This is a genomic window from Rhodovulum sp. HP10 (genome assembly GCF_047553435.1).
Taxonomy (GTDB): Bacteria; Pseudomonadota; Alphaproteobacteria; order Rhodobacterales; family Rhodobacteraceae; genus Rhodovulum.
Genome location: NZ_CP180201.1, coordinates 152,341 through 171,851, shown reverse-complemented (window position 1 = coordinate 171,851; position 19,511 = coordinate 152,341). Strand labels below are relative to the sequence as shown.

Annotated in this window: 9 protein-coding genes and 1 pseudogene; 7 read left to right on the top strand and 3 right to left on the bottom strand. The window is 68.3% G+C overall.

Translation table 11 applies throughout. The features are described 5' to 3' along the window. Nucleotides 1–423 precede the first annotated feature (423 nt). Nucleotides 424–1,788 (bottom strand): methyl-accepting chemotaxis protein, encoded by a 1,365-nt coding sequence (locus tag ACK8CO_RS00775; RefSeq protein WP_414897805.1) that lies wholly within the window; start codon nt 1,786–1,788, stop codon nt 424–426. A gap of 255 nt (nt 1,789–2,043) precedes the next feature. On the opposite strand from ACK8CO_RS00775, the gene dinB reads away from it, so the two are divergent. Continuing rightward, nucleotides 2,044–3,204, top strand: a complete 1,161-nt coding sequence (gene dinB, locus ACK8CO_RS00770; RefSeq protein ID WP_414897804.1) for a DNA polymerase IV — start codon at nt 2,044–2,046, stop codon at nt 3,202–3,204. A gap of 404 nt (nt 3,205–3,608) precedes the next feature. On the opposite strand, the gene ACK8CO_RS00765 is transcribed toward dinB, so the two are convergent. Then, a complete protein-coding gene (locus ACK8CO_RS00765; RefSeq protein WP_414897803.1) occupies nt 3,609–5,972 on the bottom strand; it encodes an ATP-binding protein in 2,364 nt (787 codons plus the stop codon). A gap of 245 nt (nt 5,973–6,217) precedes the next feature. Next, nucleotides 6,218–7,264: pseudogene (locus ACK8CO_RS00760) on the bottom strand (UDP-glucuronic acid decarboxylase family protein). 640 nt (nt 7,265–7,904) lie between these two features. Here ACK8CO_RS00760 and ACK8CO_RS00755 point away from each other — a divergent pair. Genes ACK8CO_RS00755 through malQ form a run of 6 tightly spaced genes read left to right on the top strand, consistent with a single transcriptional unit; the run spans nt 7,905 to nt 19,255 of the window. Continuing rightward, entirely contained in the window at nt 7,905–10,298 is a 2,394-nt protein-coding gene (locus ACK8CO_RS00755) for a glycogen/starch/alpha-glucan phosphorylase (RefSeq protein WP_414897802.1), read from the top strand. A 43-nt stretch (nt 10,299–10,341) separates the two neighbouring features. Further along, entirely contained in the window at nt 10,342–12,555 is a 2,214-nt protein-coding gene (glgB, locus tag ACK8CO_RS00750) for a 1,4-alpha-glucan branching protein GlgB (RefSeq protein ID WP_414897801.1), read from the top strand. Between the two features lie 13 nt (nt 12,556–12,568). Then, nucleotides 12,569–13,831 (top strand): glucose-1-phosphate adenylyltransferase, encoded by a 1,263-nt coding sequence (glgC, locus tag ACK8CO_RS00745; RefSeq protein ID WP_080616270.1) that lies wholly within the window; start codon nt 12,569–12,571, stop codon nt 13,829–13,831. Further along, a complete protein-coding gene (gene glgA, locus ACK8CO_RS00740) occupies nt 13,828–15,258 on the top strand; it encodes a glycogen synthase GlgA (RefSeq protein WP_414897800.1) in 1,431 nt (476 codons plus the stop codon). The genes glgC and glgA overlap by 4 nt, the downstream gene beginning before the upstream one ends. Continuing rightward, the gene (gene glgX, locus ACK8CO_RS00735) at nt 15,255–17,360 is read left to right on the top strand and encodes a glycogen debranching protein GlgX (protein WP_414897799.1); all 2,106 of its coding nucleotides are present in this window, start codon (nt 15,255–15,257) and stop codon (nt 17,358–17,360) included. Before glgA ends, glgX begins: the two co-directional genes overlap by 4 nt. Further along, nucleotides 17,357–19,255 carry a 4-alpha-glucanotransferase gene (gene malQ, locus ACK8CO_RS00730; protein ID WP_414897798.1) on the top strand — a complete coding sequence of 633 codons (1,899 nt, stop codon included), beginning with the start codon at nt 17,357–17,359 and terminating at the stop codon, nt 19,253–19,255. The genes glgX and malQ overlap by 4 nt, the downstream gene beginning before the upstream one ends. The last annotated feature ends 256 nt before the right edge of the window (nt 19,256–19,511 follow it).

Genomic DNA, 19,511 nt, shown 5'->3' with positions numbered 1-19,511 from the left:
CCTCCAGACACCCGCAATTTCAAGGCAGGACCCGTCTGTATGACCGCCGGGGTCAGATCGGGTCCATTTCCTGAAACGGGTTACAGCGGCAGGACCCGCCCGCCATGTATGGGCTGCCGCAGATTGTTCTGCTACCGGGGCGGCCGCTGCTCCGGCATGGGCATGTTCGCCAGGGGCTTCACCAAGTTCGCTCAGCCGGGGCCGGATCGCGACGTCATCATGATCGACAATGTGCGCCTCAATCTGGCCGGTTCGGTCGAGCCTGGCAAGCATGACGGAGTGGGCGGTAGGAGGGGCTCACTGCCACCCGTCGCGTGGTCCGTGAGGCCAAGCTCGCTCGAGGCTCGCAAGGCGCGTGTCCCGAGACTGTGCGATGGAAGGAGCGGATGACGGTGTTACTGTTCGACGGGACGCGGTCCGGGCTCAGGCGGCGGGCCGGTTCTGACGATGGCCGGAGGCACCGAAGCGCCCCTGAGAGGAGCCGTCCTCTTCGGTATGGAAGAGCTCGACCTGCCGGCCGAGATCCTGGGCGTCGCTGGCGAGGACCTGGCTGGCGGCGGTCGACTGCTCGACCATGGCCGCGTTCTGCTGGGTGACCGTATCGAGCTGCGAGACGCCGGTATTGATCTCGTTCAGGGTGAAGGACTGATCGGAGACGCCTGTCGCGATCTGGCCGATATGGCTGTAAATTCCGGCCACGGCCGAGATGATCTTCTGCAACTGATCGCCCGCGCTGCTGACCAGCCCGACCCCCTGCTTGACGCTTGCCGAGCTTTCATGGACCAGCCCCTTGATTTCACCGGCCGCGTCGCTGGCACGCTGGGCCAGGGCGCGCACCTCGGAGGCGACCACGGCAAAGCCCCGGCCGGCATCGCCGGCACGGGCCGCCTCGACCCCGGCGTTCAGGGCCAGCAGATTGGTCTGGAAGGCGATATCGTCGATGACGCCCAGGATCTGGCCGATCTTGCGCGAGGAGGCTTCGATATTCGACATCGCGCCGACCGCGTCCTCGACGATCTTGCCGCCCGCCTCGGCGGTATTCTGGGCGTTGCTGGCCGATGCCTCGACTTCCTTGGCCAATGTCGCGGCCGAGCGGGCGCTTGCGGTCAGTTCCTCGATCGCGGCGGCGGTCTGTTCCAGCGTCGCCGCCTGGGTTTCGGTGCGCTGGGACAGATGCGAGGAGGCATCGCCAACCTCCTTGGCGGTGCGTTCGACCTTGCCCGAGAGGGACTTGACCGCCGACATCGCGGAGGACAGCTGCGCGACGGCGGTGTTGTAGGCCTTGCCGAGAATGGCGAGATCGGGGAGTTTCGAGATCGGGACGCGATGGGACAGATCGCGTTGCTGCAGATGTTCGAGCCCTTTGGCGATGGCCTCGATCCCGTGCTGACGCTCGGTGATGTCGGTGGCGATCTTGAGCACCCGGGTGGTTCGGCCGGTCTCGTCGACATGGGCTGCATAGGTGGCCTGGATCCAGACCACCTGCCCATTCTTGTGGAGGCGTGGAAACTGGTCGGTGAACGACTTGCCGTCGGCCAGCGCCTTCCAGAAATTGAGATAGGCTTCGGTCTTGACATAGGCCGGATCGACGAACATCGAATGGTGCTTGCCCACGACTTCATCCAGGGTGTAGCCGAGCACATCGAGGAAATTGGCATTCGCGGTCAGGATGGTGCCGTCCGGCGCGAATTGAATCGTCGCCTGGGTCCGGTCGATCACCGACATGAAGACTTCCGCGATCGCATGGGCCTCTTTCTCTGCTGCAGATTTCCTGGGCCGTCCGAACATGGCGATGACTTCTCTCCGGGGTAATGGGAAGCAGGCTGACCTTACGTCCTTTTGCCTCTATAGTGAGAAGTTCTTCAAAATCCGGTTAAGAGAACTGCCCATTGGGCGGACCCGGTTGCCGCGACCGGTCCGGGCCGGAGGCGGCGTTGAGACCGGCCTTGCGACGGGCTATGATCGGGGCGCTGTGCATGGGCGGGCAGGCATGCCGCCTCTCGTTCCCTGCGCCGATGCGGCGGGCTCCGGGAGGTTGGCGGGATGTGTGGCGGCGACAGCCGGCAGAGCGTGGCGGGGGCCGGACAGGGGCCGGACGCTTCGGAGAGCGCCCCGCCGCGGCGCATCCTCCATGTCGACATGGACGCCTTTTTCGCCTCGGTCGAACAGCGCGACCGGCCCGAGCTTCGCGGTCGGCCGGTTGCGGTCGGGCATGGTCGCTCGCGCGGCGTCGTGGCGGCGGCGAGTTACGAGGCGCGGGAATTCGGGGTGCGCTCGGCGATGCCGTCGGTGACGGCGCTGCGCAAATGTCCCGAGCTGATCTTCGTGCCGCCCCGTTTCGATGTCTATCGCGGGATCTCGGCCGAGATTCACGCGATTTTCGCGGATTATACAGAGCTCGTCGAGCCGCTGTCGCTGGACGAGGCCTATCTCGACGTCAGCCTTGCCTGCGCCGGCGGCCGGCCGGCCAGCGCGATCGCGGAAGAGATCCGGGCCCGGATCCATGCAACGACCGGGCTGACCGCCTCGGCCGGGGTAAGCTACAACAAGTTTCTCGCCAAGCTCGCCTCGGATCAGAACAAGCCCGACGGTCTGACGGTGATCCCGCCGCGCCGCGCCGGGGCCTTCGTGGCCGGGCTGCCGGTCGGACGGTTCCACGGGGTCGGGCCGGTGACCGAGGCGAAGATGCACCGGCTCGGCATTCGCAGCGGGGCCGATCTGAGGGCAAGGAGCCTCGCCTTCCTGCAGGCGCATTTCGGGTCCTCGGCCGCGCATTACCATGCCATCTCGCGGGGGATCGATCCGCGTCCCGTCCGGCCCGACCGGCCGCGCAAGTCAATCGGGGCCGAGACCACGCTGTCGCAGGATCTGAGCGCGCTGGAAGCCGCGGCCGAGGTGCTGGAGCGGCTGGCGGCCAAGCTGTCCGGCCCCTGCGCCGAGAAGGGGCTGGCGGGGCGGACGGTGACGCTGAAGGTCCGGTTCACGGATTTCGTGCAGATCACCCGGCGGCGCACGCTGTCCCGGCCGCTGACAGAGACCCATGAAATGCTGGAGGTGGCACGGCAGCTTCTGGCCGGTCTTCATCCCTTTCCGCGTCCGGTGCGGCTGCTTGGGATCACGCTTTCGGGGCTTGTGCCCAGGACGGAGGGCGCCGCCGCAAGACAGCTCGACCTGTTCGACGAGGCCGGCCCGGGGGGCGGCTGAGCGGCCCGTCCGGGCGGCCCCGGCGACAGCGCTGTGGGGCGCGCGCGTAGGCCCTCAGGCGGCTCCGACCTCCGGTCCGGCTCTGCCGGTGAAGGCAGGCGGGCCTTTCCTGCCGGGGTCCCAACGCCTCCGGCCGGGCCGCGACCCCGTCGATGGACGCGGTCAGGGCTCTGTTGCCCGGATCGGCCGATAGGACAGTACCCGGCGGCGCGGGCGTTGCCCGGCCCGCCTGACGCGTCGCGTGCCGGGCCCTGAGCGGCAGGGGCGGTGCTGTTCCCGGATCAGCCTCGTTCGACGGGCAGCCCGGGCCGTCTCGATGCGCAGACGCCCCCGGCCGGTCCCGGGCCTGTCCGGTTCGGCCCGGGGCACATATGGGCCCGCCGCAGGCAGCCGGCTCGGCGCTGTCAGCCAGCGGCGCTGCGGCGGTGCTCGGCCTGGCTGCCCCACCCCTGACCTGAAAGCGCCGCGGCAGAGGCAGTCTCGTCCTCCGCCCGAATGTCCGGAACGTCATTCGACGGCTCGACTGGTGCCTTGCCCGGTATGTCGACCAGAATCTCGGTCAGCCGCGCGCCCGAGACCGGTTTCAACGCCACATCCGCCATCCCAGCGGCGCGGAAACGGGCGAGATCCTCGGGAAGGGCATGGGCGGTCATCGCCACGATCCGGGGCGGGCAGTCGTTGGTCGCGCGGATGCGTCGGGCCGCCTCGACCCCGTCGAGACGGGGCATGCTGATATCCATCAGGATGACATCGTAGGCCCGGGCGGCGGCGGCTTCGACCCCGTCGAGCCCGTCGACGGCCTCGGTGACGCGGTGACCGAGCCCTTCGAGCAGGCGCCGCGCGATGAAGCGGTTCACGCGGTTGTCCTCGACCACCAGCACGTCGAGACGTCGGACCGGGGCCGGGGCCGGCTCCGGGGCAGGGGCGGCCTGGGGCGTTGCGCCGGGCTCGGCGGTCGCCGCGGCCCTGGGAAGCGGCAGGGTCACGGTGAAGGTGCTGCCCTGGCCCGGTTCGCTGGAGACCTCGATCCTGCCGCCGAGCAGTTTCACCTGACGGGCGACGATGGCCAGTCCCAGCCCGGTGCCGCCCGTCTCGCGCTTGTAGGTCGCATCGGCGATGAAGAACTCGTCGAAGATCCGCGGCTGGTCCTCGGGAGCGATGCCGATGCCGGTATCGGCAACCCGGATCTCGACCATGTCGCGCGCGGGGCGCATCGCCGAGACCGTGACCCGGCCACCCTGGGTGAACTTGACCGCGTTCGAGATCAGGTTGACCACGATCTGACGCAGTCGCTGCGAGTCGCCCCTTACGATGCCGAGACCGGCCGGGCCGAGACCGGCACCGATCTCGAGCCCGAGCCGGGTGTCGCGCTCGGCGGCCAGCGGCTGATGCAGCGCCACCAGACGCTTGAGCTTCGCGGGCAGGTCGAAATCGGTGATCCGGGTTTCCGAGCGCCCGGCATCTATGCGCGAGACTTCCAGCACGTCCTCGACATGGTGCAGCAGGATCTCGCCCGAGCAGGACATGATGTCGAGATACTGGCGCTGGGCGTCGTCCAGACCGCTGCGCTGCAACAGCTCCATGGTGCCGAGCAGCCCGTTGAGCGGTGTGCGCATCTCGTGGCTCATCACCGCCAGCAGCCGCGCCTTGGCCTTCTCGCCGGCCAGTGCCCGGTCGCGGGCGGCGGTCAGTTCGGTTTCGACACGCTTGCGCTCGGAGATGTCGCGCAGGAAGGTCACTAAGACCGTCCCTTCCTCGGTCACGGCGGGGCCGAACGAGATTTCCGCGGGAAAGCGGGCGCCCGATTTGCGCTGCGCGGGCAGTTCGAAGCGGCCGGTCGCGTCTCTGCCCTGCCGGATCGCGTCGCGATAGCGCGCCATGACCTCCGGATGGTCCGCCCGCAGCGCGGCGGGCACCAGGGTCTCTTCAAGCGGGCGGCCGAGCACCTCGTCACGGTCATAGCCGAAGATGGCTTCGGCGGCGGTATTGTATTCCAGCACGGTTCCGGCCTCGTCGGTCACGATCACCGCGTCGAGCGCTGTGGTGACGACGGCATTCAGCCGCGAGGTGGTCGCGCGGAGCGTGCGGCTGCGGCTTCGCATCCGGTGGTTCAGCCGGGCCAGCGCCGCCACCCCCGCCAGCAGCAGCACGATCACCGCCAGACCGATCAGCGCCAGCAGGGTTTCGAGCCGCTCGACATGGGCATGCCCGTTCAGATGCGACTCGACCATCAGATCCGCGCCCGCGGCCGAATAGCGCCGCACATCGGGTTCGATCGCGTCGACGGTCCGCGACAGCTCGGGCAACTGCGCCCGCAGGCGCGCGTCGGACCCGGCGAAGGCGTTGGCCATCTCGCGCAGCGCATCGGTGATGCGGTCAGCCTGCCCTTCGAGCCCCGAACGGCGCAAAAGCTCTCCGAAGGGGGCGGTCTCGGTCACCGCCTTCACCTGCGCGCTGAAATCGGCGAAATCGTGCCGCAGCCGGTCGAGCGGCATTCCCCCCCGTTCCGTCAGATAAAGCGCGGTATGCAGCTCGGCATGTTCGATCTCGAGACGGGTCAGCTGGGATTGCGCCGTCTCGGCCGTGATATCGTGCAGGTGGGCCTCGCGGTCCTGGATGTCGAAGGCGAGCACAACGATGGCACTCACCAGAATCGCCAGCGCGGCCGCCGCGGCGAGCGTCTCGAACACGCAACGCGGCGGCAGGCGCCGTCCCAGCCGCAGGACGGCGGCAAGGGCGGGGCGGCGGAGCGGCTGGTCGGCGGGCATGCGGTCGTCCTCGGCAGGGCGGCAAGGCCGCAGGAGGCGGCGTCACTGCTCCCGAGATCATCGCATGTTTGCGTCAATTTTAAGGAATTCCGCCCGGACTCTGGCGATCCGGGGCGACGGTCGGTCGCCCCGTTTCTGTCTGCCGGACGATCGGCGTTCCGTGATCGGCGTTGTTTCGCATCCTGCGTAAAGCCCCCGGGACGTCCCGGACGGGCGCCGGGGCTGGGGCTGGGGCTGGGGCGGCGTCACATGGCGACTGCGCTCAGCCCATGGCCAGACCGATTTCCAGAGGCGCGGCGGGAAGAGCATGCGGAACCGGGGGGGGCATCCGGCGCAGGGGCAAGGCCCTCGGCCGCGAAACGGGCCAGCGTGGCGCGCAGCCCGGCCTCGAGCCCGATTGCGGGCGACCAGCCCAGCACCGCGCGGGCCCGGGTGATGTCGGGTCTGCGCTGTAACGGGGCGTCACAGGGCAGCGGATGAAACACCAGCGACGAGCGCGCGCCGGTCAGCCTCTGCGCGGTCCGGGCGAGGTCGAGCACCCGCATCTCGGCGGGATTGCCCAGGTTGAGCGGCCCGGTGACCTCGGGCGGTGTCGCCATCAGCCGGATCAGCGCCTCGACCATGTCCGAGACATAGCAGAAGGAGCGGGTCTGGCTGCCGTCGCCATAAACGGTAAGCGGTGCGCCGGTCGGCGCCTGCATCGCGAAATTCGACACCACGCGGCCGTCATCCGGGCTCATGCCGGGGCCGTAGACGTTGAACAGCCGCGCCACCTTGACCGAAACACCGTAGCGCCGCCGGAAATCGAAGATCAGCGTCTCGGCGCAGCGCTTGCCCTCGTCATAGCAGGCTCGCGGCCCGATCGGGTTGACATGCCCCCGGTATTCCTCGGTCCGGGGATGGACCTGCGGATCGCCATAGACCTCGGAGGTCGAGCATTGCACGAGCCGCGCGCCGCCCTTCCGGGCAAGCTCGAGCAGGTTCGATATGCCGATCACCGAGGTCTTGACGGTCTGGACCGGATCGCGGCCGTATTGGGCGGGCGAGGCGGGACAGGCCAGATTGTAGATCTCGTCGACATCGCGTTCCAGCGGCCGCGCCGCGTCATGGCGCAGGAGCGTGAAACCGGGCTGGCCGAGCAGGGCGGCGATATTGCTCTCGCGCCCGGTCGAGAAATTGTCGAGTCAGGTCACCGTATGGCCCCTGGCCAACAGCGCCCTGCACAGATGCGAGCCGATGAACCCGGCGCCGCCGGTGACGAGGATGCGTTTCGGGAAATGCGTCAAGGGAATGCTGCCTGTCCTGAGGTTGCTGGATACGGCCTGCCCGCAGCGATGCGGCGGGCATTAGTGTCGGGGCCGGCGGGCGGAGAGCCAGCCGGCAGAACCAAACACGGCACCAAACGCGGTGCCAGATACTGGAGTCAGAAACCTGAGAAACGCGGCATATCACAGTTCGGGCCGACGGCCGGAAAGGCTTGGTCCGATCCGCCCCAGGACCGGTCTGGACATGACCGGATCCCGGCTGCGCCTTGCCTCAGACTGTGTCACAGCGGAAGGCAATCAAAAATAGATAATTATTAATTGAAAACAATATATAGGTGTATTCTGGAGCTCTGTAACCGGGGCAGGCCGTCCTGTCCGGCCGCGATCCGCCGGTGTCGACCCCTCTCTGCCATCCCCTCTCCGGCAGAGCCGGGGGGGGCACCGGGCGATGCCTTTGCGCCCGGCAGCTTCGTTCCTGCCCCGATCCGGCGCCGGGTCCGCGCCGGGCAGGGCTTTGGGGCGTTTCGGACAGTGCCCGGAAAAGGGACGCAGGCCGACCGCCCTGGCGCGGAACAGGGCATTTGAAGCTTCCGAACGAACTCTCGCTTGAAGCGGAGGCCCTTTTCCTTCCATATCGCGGCAGCACCACATTCCGACAATTCCAAAGATGGAGGCCTCTTCCTTGACCGCCGCCGATATGCGCGATTCCATCCTGCGCCATCTCGCCTACGAGCTTGGCACCGATCCCGACCATGCCACCCTGCACGATTGGCGGATCGCGTTGTCACTGGCGGTACGCGACCGGCTGGTCGACCGATGGTTCGCAGCCAATCGGGCGACCCGGGCAGCCCGGCCCAAGCGGGTCTATTACCTGTCGATGGAATTCCTGATCGGCCGCCTGCTGGAAGACGCCATCGTCAACCTGCGCCTCGAAGAGCAGGTCGGGACCGCGCTGGCCGATCTGGGGCTGGACTTCGACGCGGTGATCCAGAACGAGCCCGATGCCGCGCTTGGCAATGGCGGGCTCGGGCGGCTGGCTGCCTGTTTCATGGAATCGCTCGCGACCATCGGTTGCCCGGCTTTCGGCTATGGCATCCGCTACGAGAACGGACTGTTCCGGCAGTCCTTCCAGGACGGCCGCCAGGTCGAGGAGCCCGAGGACTGGCTGAGCCAGTTCCATGCCTGGGAATTCGAGCGGCGCGACGTGGCCCAGGAGATCCGCTTCGGCGGAGAGGTCACGCGGAAGGACGGGCGCGCGGTCTGGACCGGGGCCGAGGCGGTGATCGCGGCGGCCTTCGACACGCCGATCATCGGCTGGAAGGGGCGCTGGGCCAATACGCTCAGGCTCTGGTCGGCGCAGCCGCTCCACGGCTTCGATCTGGCGCGCTTCAATCGCGGCGAATACGCGGCCGCGGCCGAACCCGAGGCCCTGGCCCGCACCATCAGCCGGGTGCTTTATCCCGATGACACCACCGGGCCGGGCAAGGAATTGCGGCTGAAGCAGGAATATTTCTTCACCGCCGCGTCGCTCCGCGACATCCTGCGCCGGTTCGAGGAAGAGGGCGGCGCGCTGGCCGATCTGCCGAAGAAGGCCGCGATCCAGCTTAACGACACCCATCCGGCGATTGCCGGGCCGGAACTGGTGCGGCTTTTGCATGACGAGCGCGGCATGGCGCTCGACGAGGCCATCGCCACCGCGCGGGGCTGTCTCAGCTATACCAACCACACCCTGATGCCCGAGGCGCTGGAGCGCTGGTCCGAGGATCTGATGACCCGGCTGCTGCCGCGCCACATGCAGCTGATCGAGCGGATCGACGAGGCCCATGCCGCCGAGATGCCCGGCCGCCGGGTCACGCTGCGCGAGAATGGCGAGGTGAAGATGGGCGAGATCGCCTTCACCATGGCGCACAAGGTCAACGGGGTCTCGGCGCTCCATACCGATCTGATGAAGGAAACCGTCTTCGCCGAGCTGCACCGGCTGCATCCCGACCGGATCGTCAACGAGACCAATGGCGTCACGCCGCGGCGCTGGCTGCTGTCGGCCAACCCGCGCCTCAGCCGGCTGATCACCGACACCATCGGCGAGGGCTGGGTCGACGATCTCGGACAGCTCGGGCAGCTCGAGGCCTCGATCTCCGATCCCGGCTTTCTCGACGCCTATGCCAAAGCCAAGCGCCGGAACAAGGAAGACTTCTCCGACTGGCTGGCGGCCGAGCAGGGGGTGCGGGTCGATCCCGCGGCCCTGTTCGACGTCCAGATCAAGCGCATCCACGAATACAAGCGCCAGCATCTGAACATCCTCGAAGCGGTTGCGCTCTGGCAGGAGATCCGGGCCAATCCGGGCGCGGGCTGGGTGCCGCGGGTCAAGATCTTCGCGGGCAAGGCCGCGCCGGGCTATGTCTTCGCCAAGGAGATCATCCATCTGATCAACGACGTGGCCGAGGTGCTGAATGCCGATCCGGTCACCAGCCCCTATCTCAAGGTGCTGTTCCTGCCCAATTACAATGTCAGCCTCGCCGAGCGGCTGATCCCGGCCGCGGACCTGTCGGAGCAGATCTCGACCGCGGGCAAGGAGGCCTCGGGCACCGGCAACATGAAATTCGCGCTGAACGGGGCGCCGACCATCGGCACGCTCGACGGCGCCAATGTCGAGATCCGCGACCGGGTGGGCGCGCGCAACTTCTTCCTGTTCGGGATGACCGCCCAGGAGGTCGAGGCGCGGCGCGCGGTTCAAGATCACGCCCGCCAGGCGATTCAGGCCGATCCCCGGCTGGGCGGCGCGCTGACGGCGATCAGCCAGGGCGCCTTCTCGCCCACCGACAGGCACCGCTATCGCGGCGTGGTCGCAAATCTGACCGGGCAGGACTATTTCCTGGTCTGCTCGGATTTCACCGCCTATTGGGACGCCCAGCGCCGGGCCGAGGCGGCCTTTGCCGATCCGGCGGTCTGGCACCGGATGGCGGCCTGCAACACCGCGCGCGCGGGCTGGTTCTCGTCGGACCGCACGATCCGGGGCTACATGGAGGAGATCTGGGGCACGGTGCCGCTGGCGGCAGAGTGAGGATGGCGTTGCATTTGGATCTGGCGGGCTTAGGCTTCGGGGCATGAATTTCGCTCGCTCCGCCTCGAAGGATCCGTTTCCCTCCCGCCAGGATGCGCTTTTGCTGCAGGCCGGCCGGCATGACGACCCATTCGCCGTGCTCGGCCCGCATGGCAGCGGCCGCGACCGGATCGTGGCGGCCTTCCTTCCCGGGGCCGCGACGCTCGAGGCGGTGGTCGGGGACAAGGCCCATCCGCTGACCCGCCGGGCCGACGCGCCCGATCTGTTCGCCGGCGCGGTTCCCGGCAAGGATGTCTACCGCCTGCGCGCGACCGATGGTGCCGGCCATGCCTGGGAATTCGACGACCCCTACCGCCTCGGCCCCGTCATCGGCGAGCTGGACGAATATCTGCTTGCCGAGGGCACCCATCAGCGGATCTGGCAGGTGCTGGGCGCCCATGTCCGGACCCATGAGGGCGTGGCGGGCACCCATTTCGCGGTCTGGGCGCCGAATGCGCGCCGGGTCTCGGTCGTGGGCCCGTTCAATGCCTGGGACGGGCGCCGGCACCCGATGCGGCGGCGCGGCGCGACCGGGGTTTGGGAAATCTTCCTGCCCGGCATCGGCGAGGGCGAGTGCTACAAATACGAGATCCTCGGGGCGGATGGCAGCATGCAGCCGCTCAAGGCCGATCCGGTGGGGTTCGGCGCCGAGCATCCGCCGAAGACCGCAAGCGTGGTGCGCGACATCCGGGGCTATGGCTGGCATGACGATGCCTGGATGAGCTACCGGGCGGGCAACAATGCCCGGACGGCGCCGATTTCGATCTACGAGGTGCATCTGGGCTCCTGGCGGCGGCGGGGCGCCGAGGGCAACCGGCCGCTCTCCTACCGGGAGGCCGCCGAGGAGCTGGTCGATTACGCCGCCGACATGGGCTTCACCCATCTCGAATTCCTGCCGCTCTCGGAACATCCCTTCGACGGCTCCTGGGGCTATCAGCCGGTCGGGCTGTTCGCGCCCACCGTGCGGCACGGGCCGCCGCATGAATTCCGCGATCTGGTCGATGCGGCGCATCGCAAGGGGCTGGGGGTGATCCTCGACTGGGTGCCGGGGCATTTCCCCAGCGATGCCCACGGGCTGATCCGCTTCGACGGCACCGCGCTCTACGAACATGCCGATCCGCGCGAGGGCTTCCATCACGACTGGAATACCCTGATCTACAATTACGGCCGGACCGAGGTCGCCAATTTCCTCTACTCGAACGCGCTGTACTGGCTCGAGGAATATCACGTCGACGGGCTTCGGGTCGATGCGGTGGCCTCGATGCTCTACCGCGACTATTCCCGCAAGGAGGGCGAGTGGATCCCCAACGTGCATGGCGGGCGCGAGAATCTCGAAGCCATCGCGATGATGCAGCGGATGAACGCGCTCTGCTATGGCGAGGTGCCGGGCATTTTGACCGCGGCCGAGGAAAGCACCTCCTTTCCCGGCGTCTCGCGGCCGGTCGATGCCGGCGGGCTCGGCTTCGGCTACAAGTGGAACATGGGCTGGATGAATGACACCCTGTCCTATATCGCCCATGATCCCGTGCACCGGAGATACCATCACCACCAGATGACCTTCGGGCTGGTCTATGCCTTCTCCGAGAATTTCATCCTGCCGATCAGCCATGACGAAGTCGTGCATGGCAAGGGCTCGATGCTGGCGAAGATGCCGGGCAACGACTGGGAGAAATTCGCCAACCTGCGCGCCTATTACGGTTTCATGTGGGGCCATCCCGGCAAGAAGCTTCTGTTCATGGGCCAGGAATTCGCCCAGCGTGCCGAATGGGACAGGGCAGGCGAGCTGGACTGGGGCGTGCTGGGCGCAGACTGGCATGGCGGCATGCAGCGGCTGGTGCGCGATCTCAACACGCTCTACCGGGCGACGCCCGCGCTCCATGTGCGGGATTGCGAGCCCGAGGGCTTCCGCTGGGTCGAGGCCAATGCGGCCGACATGTCCGTCTATGCCTGGCTCCGGCAGGGGCTCGATGGCGATCCGCCGGTGGCGGTGGTCGCGAACCTCACCCCGGTGGAACGGACGGGCTTCCGGCTGGGGCTGCCGCGGCCCGGGCGCTGGCGCGAGGTGATGAATACCGACGCGGCGATCTATGGCGGCGGCAACAGGGGCAATCTGGGCGGCGTTCTTGCCGGGGAGCGCGCGCATCAGGGGCTGCCATTCTCGGCCGAGCTGACCCTGCCGCCGCTGTCGGTGCTGTATCTGATGCCGGGTGAGGATTGACGAGGAGAGGATGATGGAGACGCGCTACAGCAGGCTCGCGAGCCGAAGCATGGCTTTCGTGCTGGCGGGCGGGCGGGGCAGCCGGCTGAAGGAACTGACCGACATGCGGGCCAAGCCCGCGGTCTATTTCGGCGGCAAGACCCGGATCGTCGACTTCGCGCTGTCGAATGCGCTGAATTCCGGCATCCGCAAGATGGCGGTCGCGACCCAGTACAAGGCGCATTCGCTGATCCGCCACTGTCAGCGCGGCTGGAATTTCTTCCGCGCCGAGCGCAACGAATATCTCGACATCCTGCCCGCCAGCCAGCGTGTCGCCGAGAACCAGTGGTATCTCGGCACGGCCGATGCGGTGACCCAGAATATCGACATCGTCGACAGCTACGGCGTCGATTACGTGCTGATCCTCGCGGGCGACCACATCTACAAGATGGATTACGAGATCATGCTGCGCCAGCATGTCGAAACCGGCGCCGAGGTGACGGTGGGCTGCCTGACCGTGCCGCGCACGGAGGGCTCGGCCTTCGGGGTGATGAAGGTGGACGAGACCGACCGGATCGTCGACTTCATCGAGAAGCCGAAGGACCCGCCCGGGATGCCCGGCGATCCCGGGCAATGCCTGGTCTCGATGGGGATCTATGTCTTCGACTGGAAATTCCTGCGCGATCTGCTTCTGCGCGATGCCGGGGACCCCGGCTCCAGCCATGATTTCGGCTCCGACCTGATCCCGCAGATCGTGAAGGGCGGCAAGGCGATGGCGCATCGCTTCACCTCTTCCTGCGTCAAGGATCGCGCGGATTCGCCCGCCTACTGGCGCGATGTCGGCACCATCGACGCCTTCTGGAAGGCCAATATCGATCTGACCGATTTCACCCCCGATCTCAATCTCTGGGACAAGAGCTGGCCGATCTGGACCTATTCGGAATCGGTGCCGCCCGCGAAATTCATCCATGACGAGGAGAACCGGCGCGGCTCGGCGGTATCCTCGATGATTTCGGGCGGCTGCATCATCTCGGGCACCGAGGTGCGCAATTCGCTGCTCTTCACCATGGTCCGGACCAATTCCTACGCCGTGCTCGACCATGCGGTGGTGCTGCCCTATGTCGAGGTCGGCCGGCGCGCGCGGCTCAGCAATGTGGTGATCGACCGGGGCGTCGTGATCCCGCCGGGGCTGGTCGTCGGCGAGGATCCGGAAGAGGATGCGAAATGGTTCCGCGTGACCGAGGGCGGCATCACCCTCATCACCCAGTCGATGCTGGAGCGGAGGGCCGGGGCATGAGCCTGCGCGTGCTGTCCGTCGCCTCGGAATGCGTGCCGCTGGTCAAGACCGGCGGGCTTGCCGATGTGGCCGGGGCCCTGCCGGGCGCCCTGAAGGCCGAAGGGGTCGAGATGCGGGTGCTGATCCCGGGCTATCCGGCGGTGCTGGCAAAGGTCGAGACCGGCGAGACGCTGTGGGAAAGCCAGGATTTCTTCGGCGGTCCGGCGCGGCTTTCCTTCGCGACCCATGGCGATCTGCGGCTTTACGTGCTCGAGGCCGCGCATCTTTACGACCGGCCCGGCGGCCCCTATCTCGACGGCGGCGGCAGCGACTGGCCCGATAACGACATCCGCTTCGGTGCGCTGTCCTGGATGGGGGCGCAGATCGGCGCCGAGGGCGCGGGCGACTGGCGCCCCGAGCTGATTCAGTGCCATGACTGGCAGGCCGGTCTTGTGCCGCTCTATCTCAAGGCGCGCAATGTCGATCTGCCGACGGTGATGACGGTGCACAATATCGCCTTCCACGGGCTGATGCCGTCAAGCCGGATGGCGGCGCTCGGCCTGCCGGGCTGGGCCTTCCATCCCGGCGGCATGGAGTTCTATGGCCAGGTCTCGGCGCTGAAGGCGGGGCTGGTCTATGCCTGGAAGGTGACGACCGTCAGCCCGACCTATGCGCGCGAGCTGCGCACGCCCGAATTCGGCGGCGGGCTCGACGGGGTGATCCGGGCGCGGGCGGGTGACGTGCTGGGCATCCTGAACGGCATCGACGAGGCCGACTGGGACCCGGCGACCGACCCTCATGTGCTGCGCTTCAGGCAACCCCGCGGCAAGGCCAGGGCGCGCACGGCGCTTCTCGAGGAAATGGGTCTGGACGACGGGCCCGGGCCGCTTTGCGTCGTGGTCTCGCGGCTGACCGGGCAGAAGGGGCTCGATCTGCTGTTGCAGGCGCTGCCCGATCTGGTGGCGCGGGGCGGGCGGCTGGTGCTTCTGGGTTCGGGCGAGCCGCCGCTGGAACAGGCCTGGCGCTCGGCCGCCCGGCGCCATGAGGGCGTCGCGGTCCGGATCGGCTATGACGAGGCGCTCGCGCACCGGCTGATCGCGGGGGGCGATGCGATCCTCTTGCCGTCGCGCTTCGAGCCCTGCGGGCTGACCCAGCTCTACGGGTTGCGCTATGGCACCATCCCGGTCGTCGCCCGCACCGGCGGTCTTGCCGATACCGTGATCGACGCCAACCCGGCGGCGCTGGCGGCGGGCGTGGCCACCGGCATCCAGTTCGCGCCGGTCACCGCCGAGGCGCTGTCGGTCGCGCTCGACCGGCTCTGCGATCTCTACGCCGATACCGCCCTCTTCACCAAGCTCCGGCGCAACGCCATGCGCGCCCCGGTCGGCTGGCAGGGCTCTGCCGCCGCCTATGCGCGCCTCTTCCGAGAGATTGTCCCCGCCACATGACGCCATCCCCCACGATCCCCACCTCCATCGCCGCCGGCTGCCCGGATACGCTCGGGGCCCGATATGATGGCGAGGGCGTCAACTTCGCGATCTTCTCGGAACATGCCAGCCGGGTCTCGCTGTGCCTGTTCGACGAGACCGGCCAGACAGAGCTTGCCAATATCGATCTGCCCGAGCGCACGCATCATGTCTGGCACGGCCGGATCGACGGGCTCGAGCCGGGCCAGCATTACGGCTACCGGATCTCGGGCCCCTATCACCCCGACCAGGGCCACCGCTTCAATCCCAACAAGCTGCTGCTCGATCCCTATGCCCGGCGGATCTCGGGCCATCCGCGCTGGCATGACGCGCTGATGGGCTATGAGGTGGGGGCGGCGCAGGCCGATCTCAGCTTCGACAAACGCGACAGCGCGCCCTATGCGCCGCGCTCGATCGTGGCCGCGCCCGTCTTCGACTGGGCCGGTGACGCGCCGCCCGCAACGCCCATGGCCGAGACCGTGATCTACGAGGCCCATGTCAAGGGCCTGACCTGCCGCCATCCGCGGCTGCAGGCGCCGGGCCATTTCCGGGCGCTCGGCTCGGACCCGATGCTGGAGCATCTGCAAGGGCTGGGCGTGACCGCGATCGAGCTTCTGCCGGTGCAGGCCTTTCTCAATGACCGCTTCCTGGTCGAGAAGGGGCTGACCAATTACTGGGGCTACCAGACTCTGGCCTTCTTCGCCCCCGATCCGCGCTACATGGAGACCGGCGACATCACCGAGTTTCAGCGCATGGTGGCCCGGCTGCATGCCGCGGGCATCGAGGTGCTGCTGGACGTGGTCTACAACCATACCTGCGAAGGCAACGAGATGGGGCCGACGCTGTCCTTCCGGGGCATCGACAATGCCAGCTATTACCGGCTGGCCGGGGACCGGCGCTATTACGTCAACGATACCGGCTGCGGCAATACCCTCAATACCGGCCATCCGATGGTGCTGCGGATGGTGCTGGACAGCCTGCGCTACTGGGTCGAGACCATGCATGTCGACGGCTTCCGCTTCGATCTGGCGGCGACGCTGGGGCGGGGACCCGATGGGTTCGACCCCGATGCAGCGATCTTCCAGGCGATGCGGCAGGACCCGGTACTGTCGCGGGTCAAGCTGATCGCCGAACCCTGGGATATCGGCCCGGGCGGTTATCAGCTGGGCGCCTTTCCGCCGCCCTTCTCGGAATGGAACGACAAGTTCCGCGACGGCGTGCGGCGGTTCTGGCGGGGCGATCCGGGGCGGGTGCCCGATCTGGCGGCGCGATTGGTGGGCTCCTCGCCGCAATTCGACCATTCCGGGCGGCCCGCGACCTCGAGCGTGAACCTGCTGACCGCCCATGACGGCTTCACGCTCCTGGATACGGTCAGCTACAACGACAAGCATAACGAGGCCAATGGCGAGGATAATCGCGACGGCCATTCGGCGAATTACTCGGACAATATGGGCGCCGAGGGGCCGAGCCAGGACCCCGCCATCATCGCCGCCCGCGCGCAGCGACGGCGCAACATGATGGCGACGCTCCTGCTCAGCCAGGGCGTGCCGATGATCCTCGCGGGCGACGAGATCGGCCATAGCCAGCATGGCAACAACAATGCCTATTGCCAGGACAATGCCACCGCGTGGGTCGACTGGCAGGGCGCCGACGAGGCCTTTCTGGCCTTCACCGCGAAATGCATCGCCTTCCGCAAGGCCCATCCGATCCTGCGCCAGAAGCTGTTCCTGCATTCGCGCGAGCGTGCGCTTGACGGCATCGAGGATCTGTTCTGGCGCCGGGCCGATGGCCAGCCGATGTGCCGGTCCGACTGGGAAGACCCCGATCTGCGGCTGCTTGCGGTCGAGATCCGCACCGCCTCGGGCACGCCGCGCTATGGCGCGCTCGAATACGCGATCTTCGCGGTGTTCAATGCCGGCGGCGCTGTCGGGGTGACGGTGCCCGAGGCGCCCGAGGGCCAGCACTGGGCCCTGCATCTGGACAGCTCGCGTCCCGATCTGGCGCCAGAGCCGGTCGCGGGCAGCTTCGGGATGTCGGCCGAGGCGGTCGCGGTCTTCGTACTCGAAGAGGACCCCCCGGTTTGAGCAGCGTTGCTGCCCTTGCCCAGGCTGCGGGGATCCTGCCCGGCTATCGCGACCTGACCGGCACCGATCGGCCGACCGGGCCCGAGACGGCGCAGGCGCTGCTGGCGGCGATGGGGCTGGCGGCCGCGACCGAGATCGAGGCGGCGGCGTCGCTGGCCGCGCTCGAGGCAGCCCGGTCCGCGCGCCATCTTCCCGACTGGCTGGTCGTGGCCGAGGGCTGCGCGCCCGAACTGACCGTTCCGGCCGGCTGGCGGATCGAGCTTGAAGGCGGCGATGTGCTGGAGGGCCGCGCGGAGGATCCGCTGCCCGCGCTGCCGCTCGGGATCCACCGGCTGAGCGTCGGTGCCGAGGAGGCGACTTTGCTGTCCGCACCGCCTGCGCTGCCGCTGCCCGCGCGCGGCTGGGGGGTCGTCCTGCCGCTTTACGGATTGCGCGATGCCGGGCGCGGCGGGCTCGGCGATTACGCCGATCTGCGGCAGGCGCTGGAGGGCTTCGCCGGGCTTGGCGCGGGCTTTGTCGGCGTCAATCCGATCCATGCGGGCTTTCCCGCCGACCCGCGTGCGATCAGCCCCTATTCGCCCTCGCACCGGCGCCGCTTCAACGTCGCGCATCTGGCGGTGCCCGGCGAGGCCGCCCGGCCTGGGGGCGATCTGGTCGATTATCCCTCCGCCATCGCCGCGCGTCTCGCGGCGCTGAAGGCCGCTTTCGCCGGGCTTCAAGCGGATGCGCTGTCCGAGCTGGCCGCGTTCCGCGCCGCCGAAGGCCCGGAGCTGGAGCGTTTCGCACGCCATCAGGCGCTTTCGGACCGCTTCGGCCCCTATTGGCCCGACTGGCCCGCCGACTACCGCATCTGCGACGGCCCGGCGGTTTCGGCCTTCGCGGCGGCCAATGGCGAGGCCGTGGCATTCCATGCCTGGCTGCAGCTTCTGGCCTGGACCCAGCTGGCCGCGATCCGCGAGGCGGGGGCGGCGGCGGGAATGCGGCAGGGGCTCTATCTCGATCTTGCCGTCGGCACCCATCCGGCCGGGGCCGAGACCTGGGCCGAAACCGGGGCAAAGACCGGGGCCGAAGCCGGGGGCGATCCGGGACTTTTCGCGCGAGGCGTCTCGCTTGGGGCGCCGCCCGATGCCTTCGCCCCGCAAGGCCAAAGCTGGGGGCTTGCGCCGATGCGGCCCGGGGTGCTGGCCGCGCGCGGCTTCCGCCCGCTGGCCGAGATCCTGCGGGCCCAGCTGCGCTTTGCCGGGCTTTTGCGGATCGATCATATCCTCGGCTTCGAGCGCACCTTCTGGGTGCCCGAAGGCGGCGCGCCGGGCGGCTATGTGAAGATGCCGCGCGCCGCATTGCTGGCGGTGGCGCGGATCGAGGCGGCGCGGGCGGGGGCCGTGATCGTGGGCGAGGATCTGGGCAATGTGCCCGAGGGGCTGCGCGAGGATCTGGCCGCCTCGGGGCTTCTGGGCTGCCGTCTGGCGATGTTCGACCCCGATATGGCGGACTGGCCCGAGCCGGTTCTGGGCAGTTTCGGCAGCCACGATCTGCCGCCTTTCGCTGCCTGGGGCGCGGGGCGCGACATCGACTGGCATCTGCGGCTGGGTCATATTGCGCCCGAGCAGGCCGAGGCGCTCGGGGCCGAGCGCGCGGCCCGGGCCCAGGCGCTCAGCGTCCGGCTCGGCGGGGTCGGGGTCGATGCGCTGCATGCCGCGCTCGCGGCCTCTCCGGCCCGGCTGGTCGCGCTTCAGACCGAGGACATGCTGGGCGCAACCGAGCAGGCGAACCTGCCCGGGACCGTTGACAGCCATCCGAACTGGCGCCGCCGGATCGGCCCGGCCGCCGCCGATCTGGCAGACTGCGAGCCGGTCCGGCGCGCGGCTCATGTCATGGCGCGCGCCGGGCGCTGAGACCCTGGCTTTTGACAGGGCCTCACAGCTTCGAGACATGGCGCGCGGTGGTCCGTCGCCATCCATCGCCCTGGCCGGGAGCCGGAGGCTGTATCCTCCTCAAGAGGCGGCCAGCGGCGGATCTCTCGGCTGGGCCCGCGCGGGACGCGCTGTCAGCCGCTCCGCGCGGAGATCAGCCCCAAGTTCCGCCTTGGCACCGGGCCGCAGGCCACCCCGAAAACGCGAGGTTCCGCCGGGTGAAAAGCTGCCTGTCCCG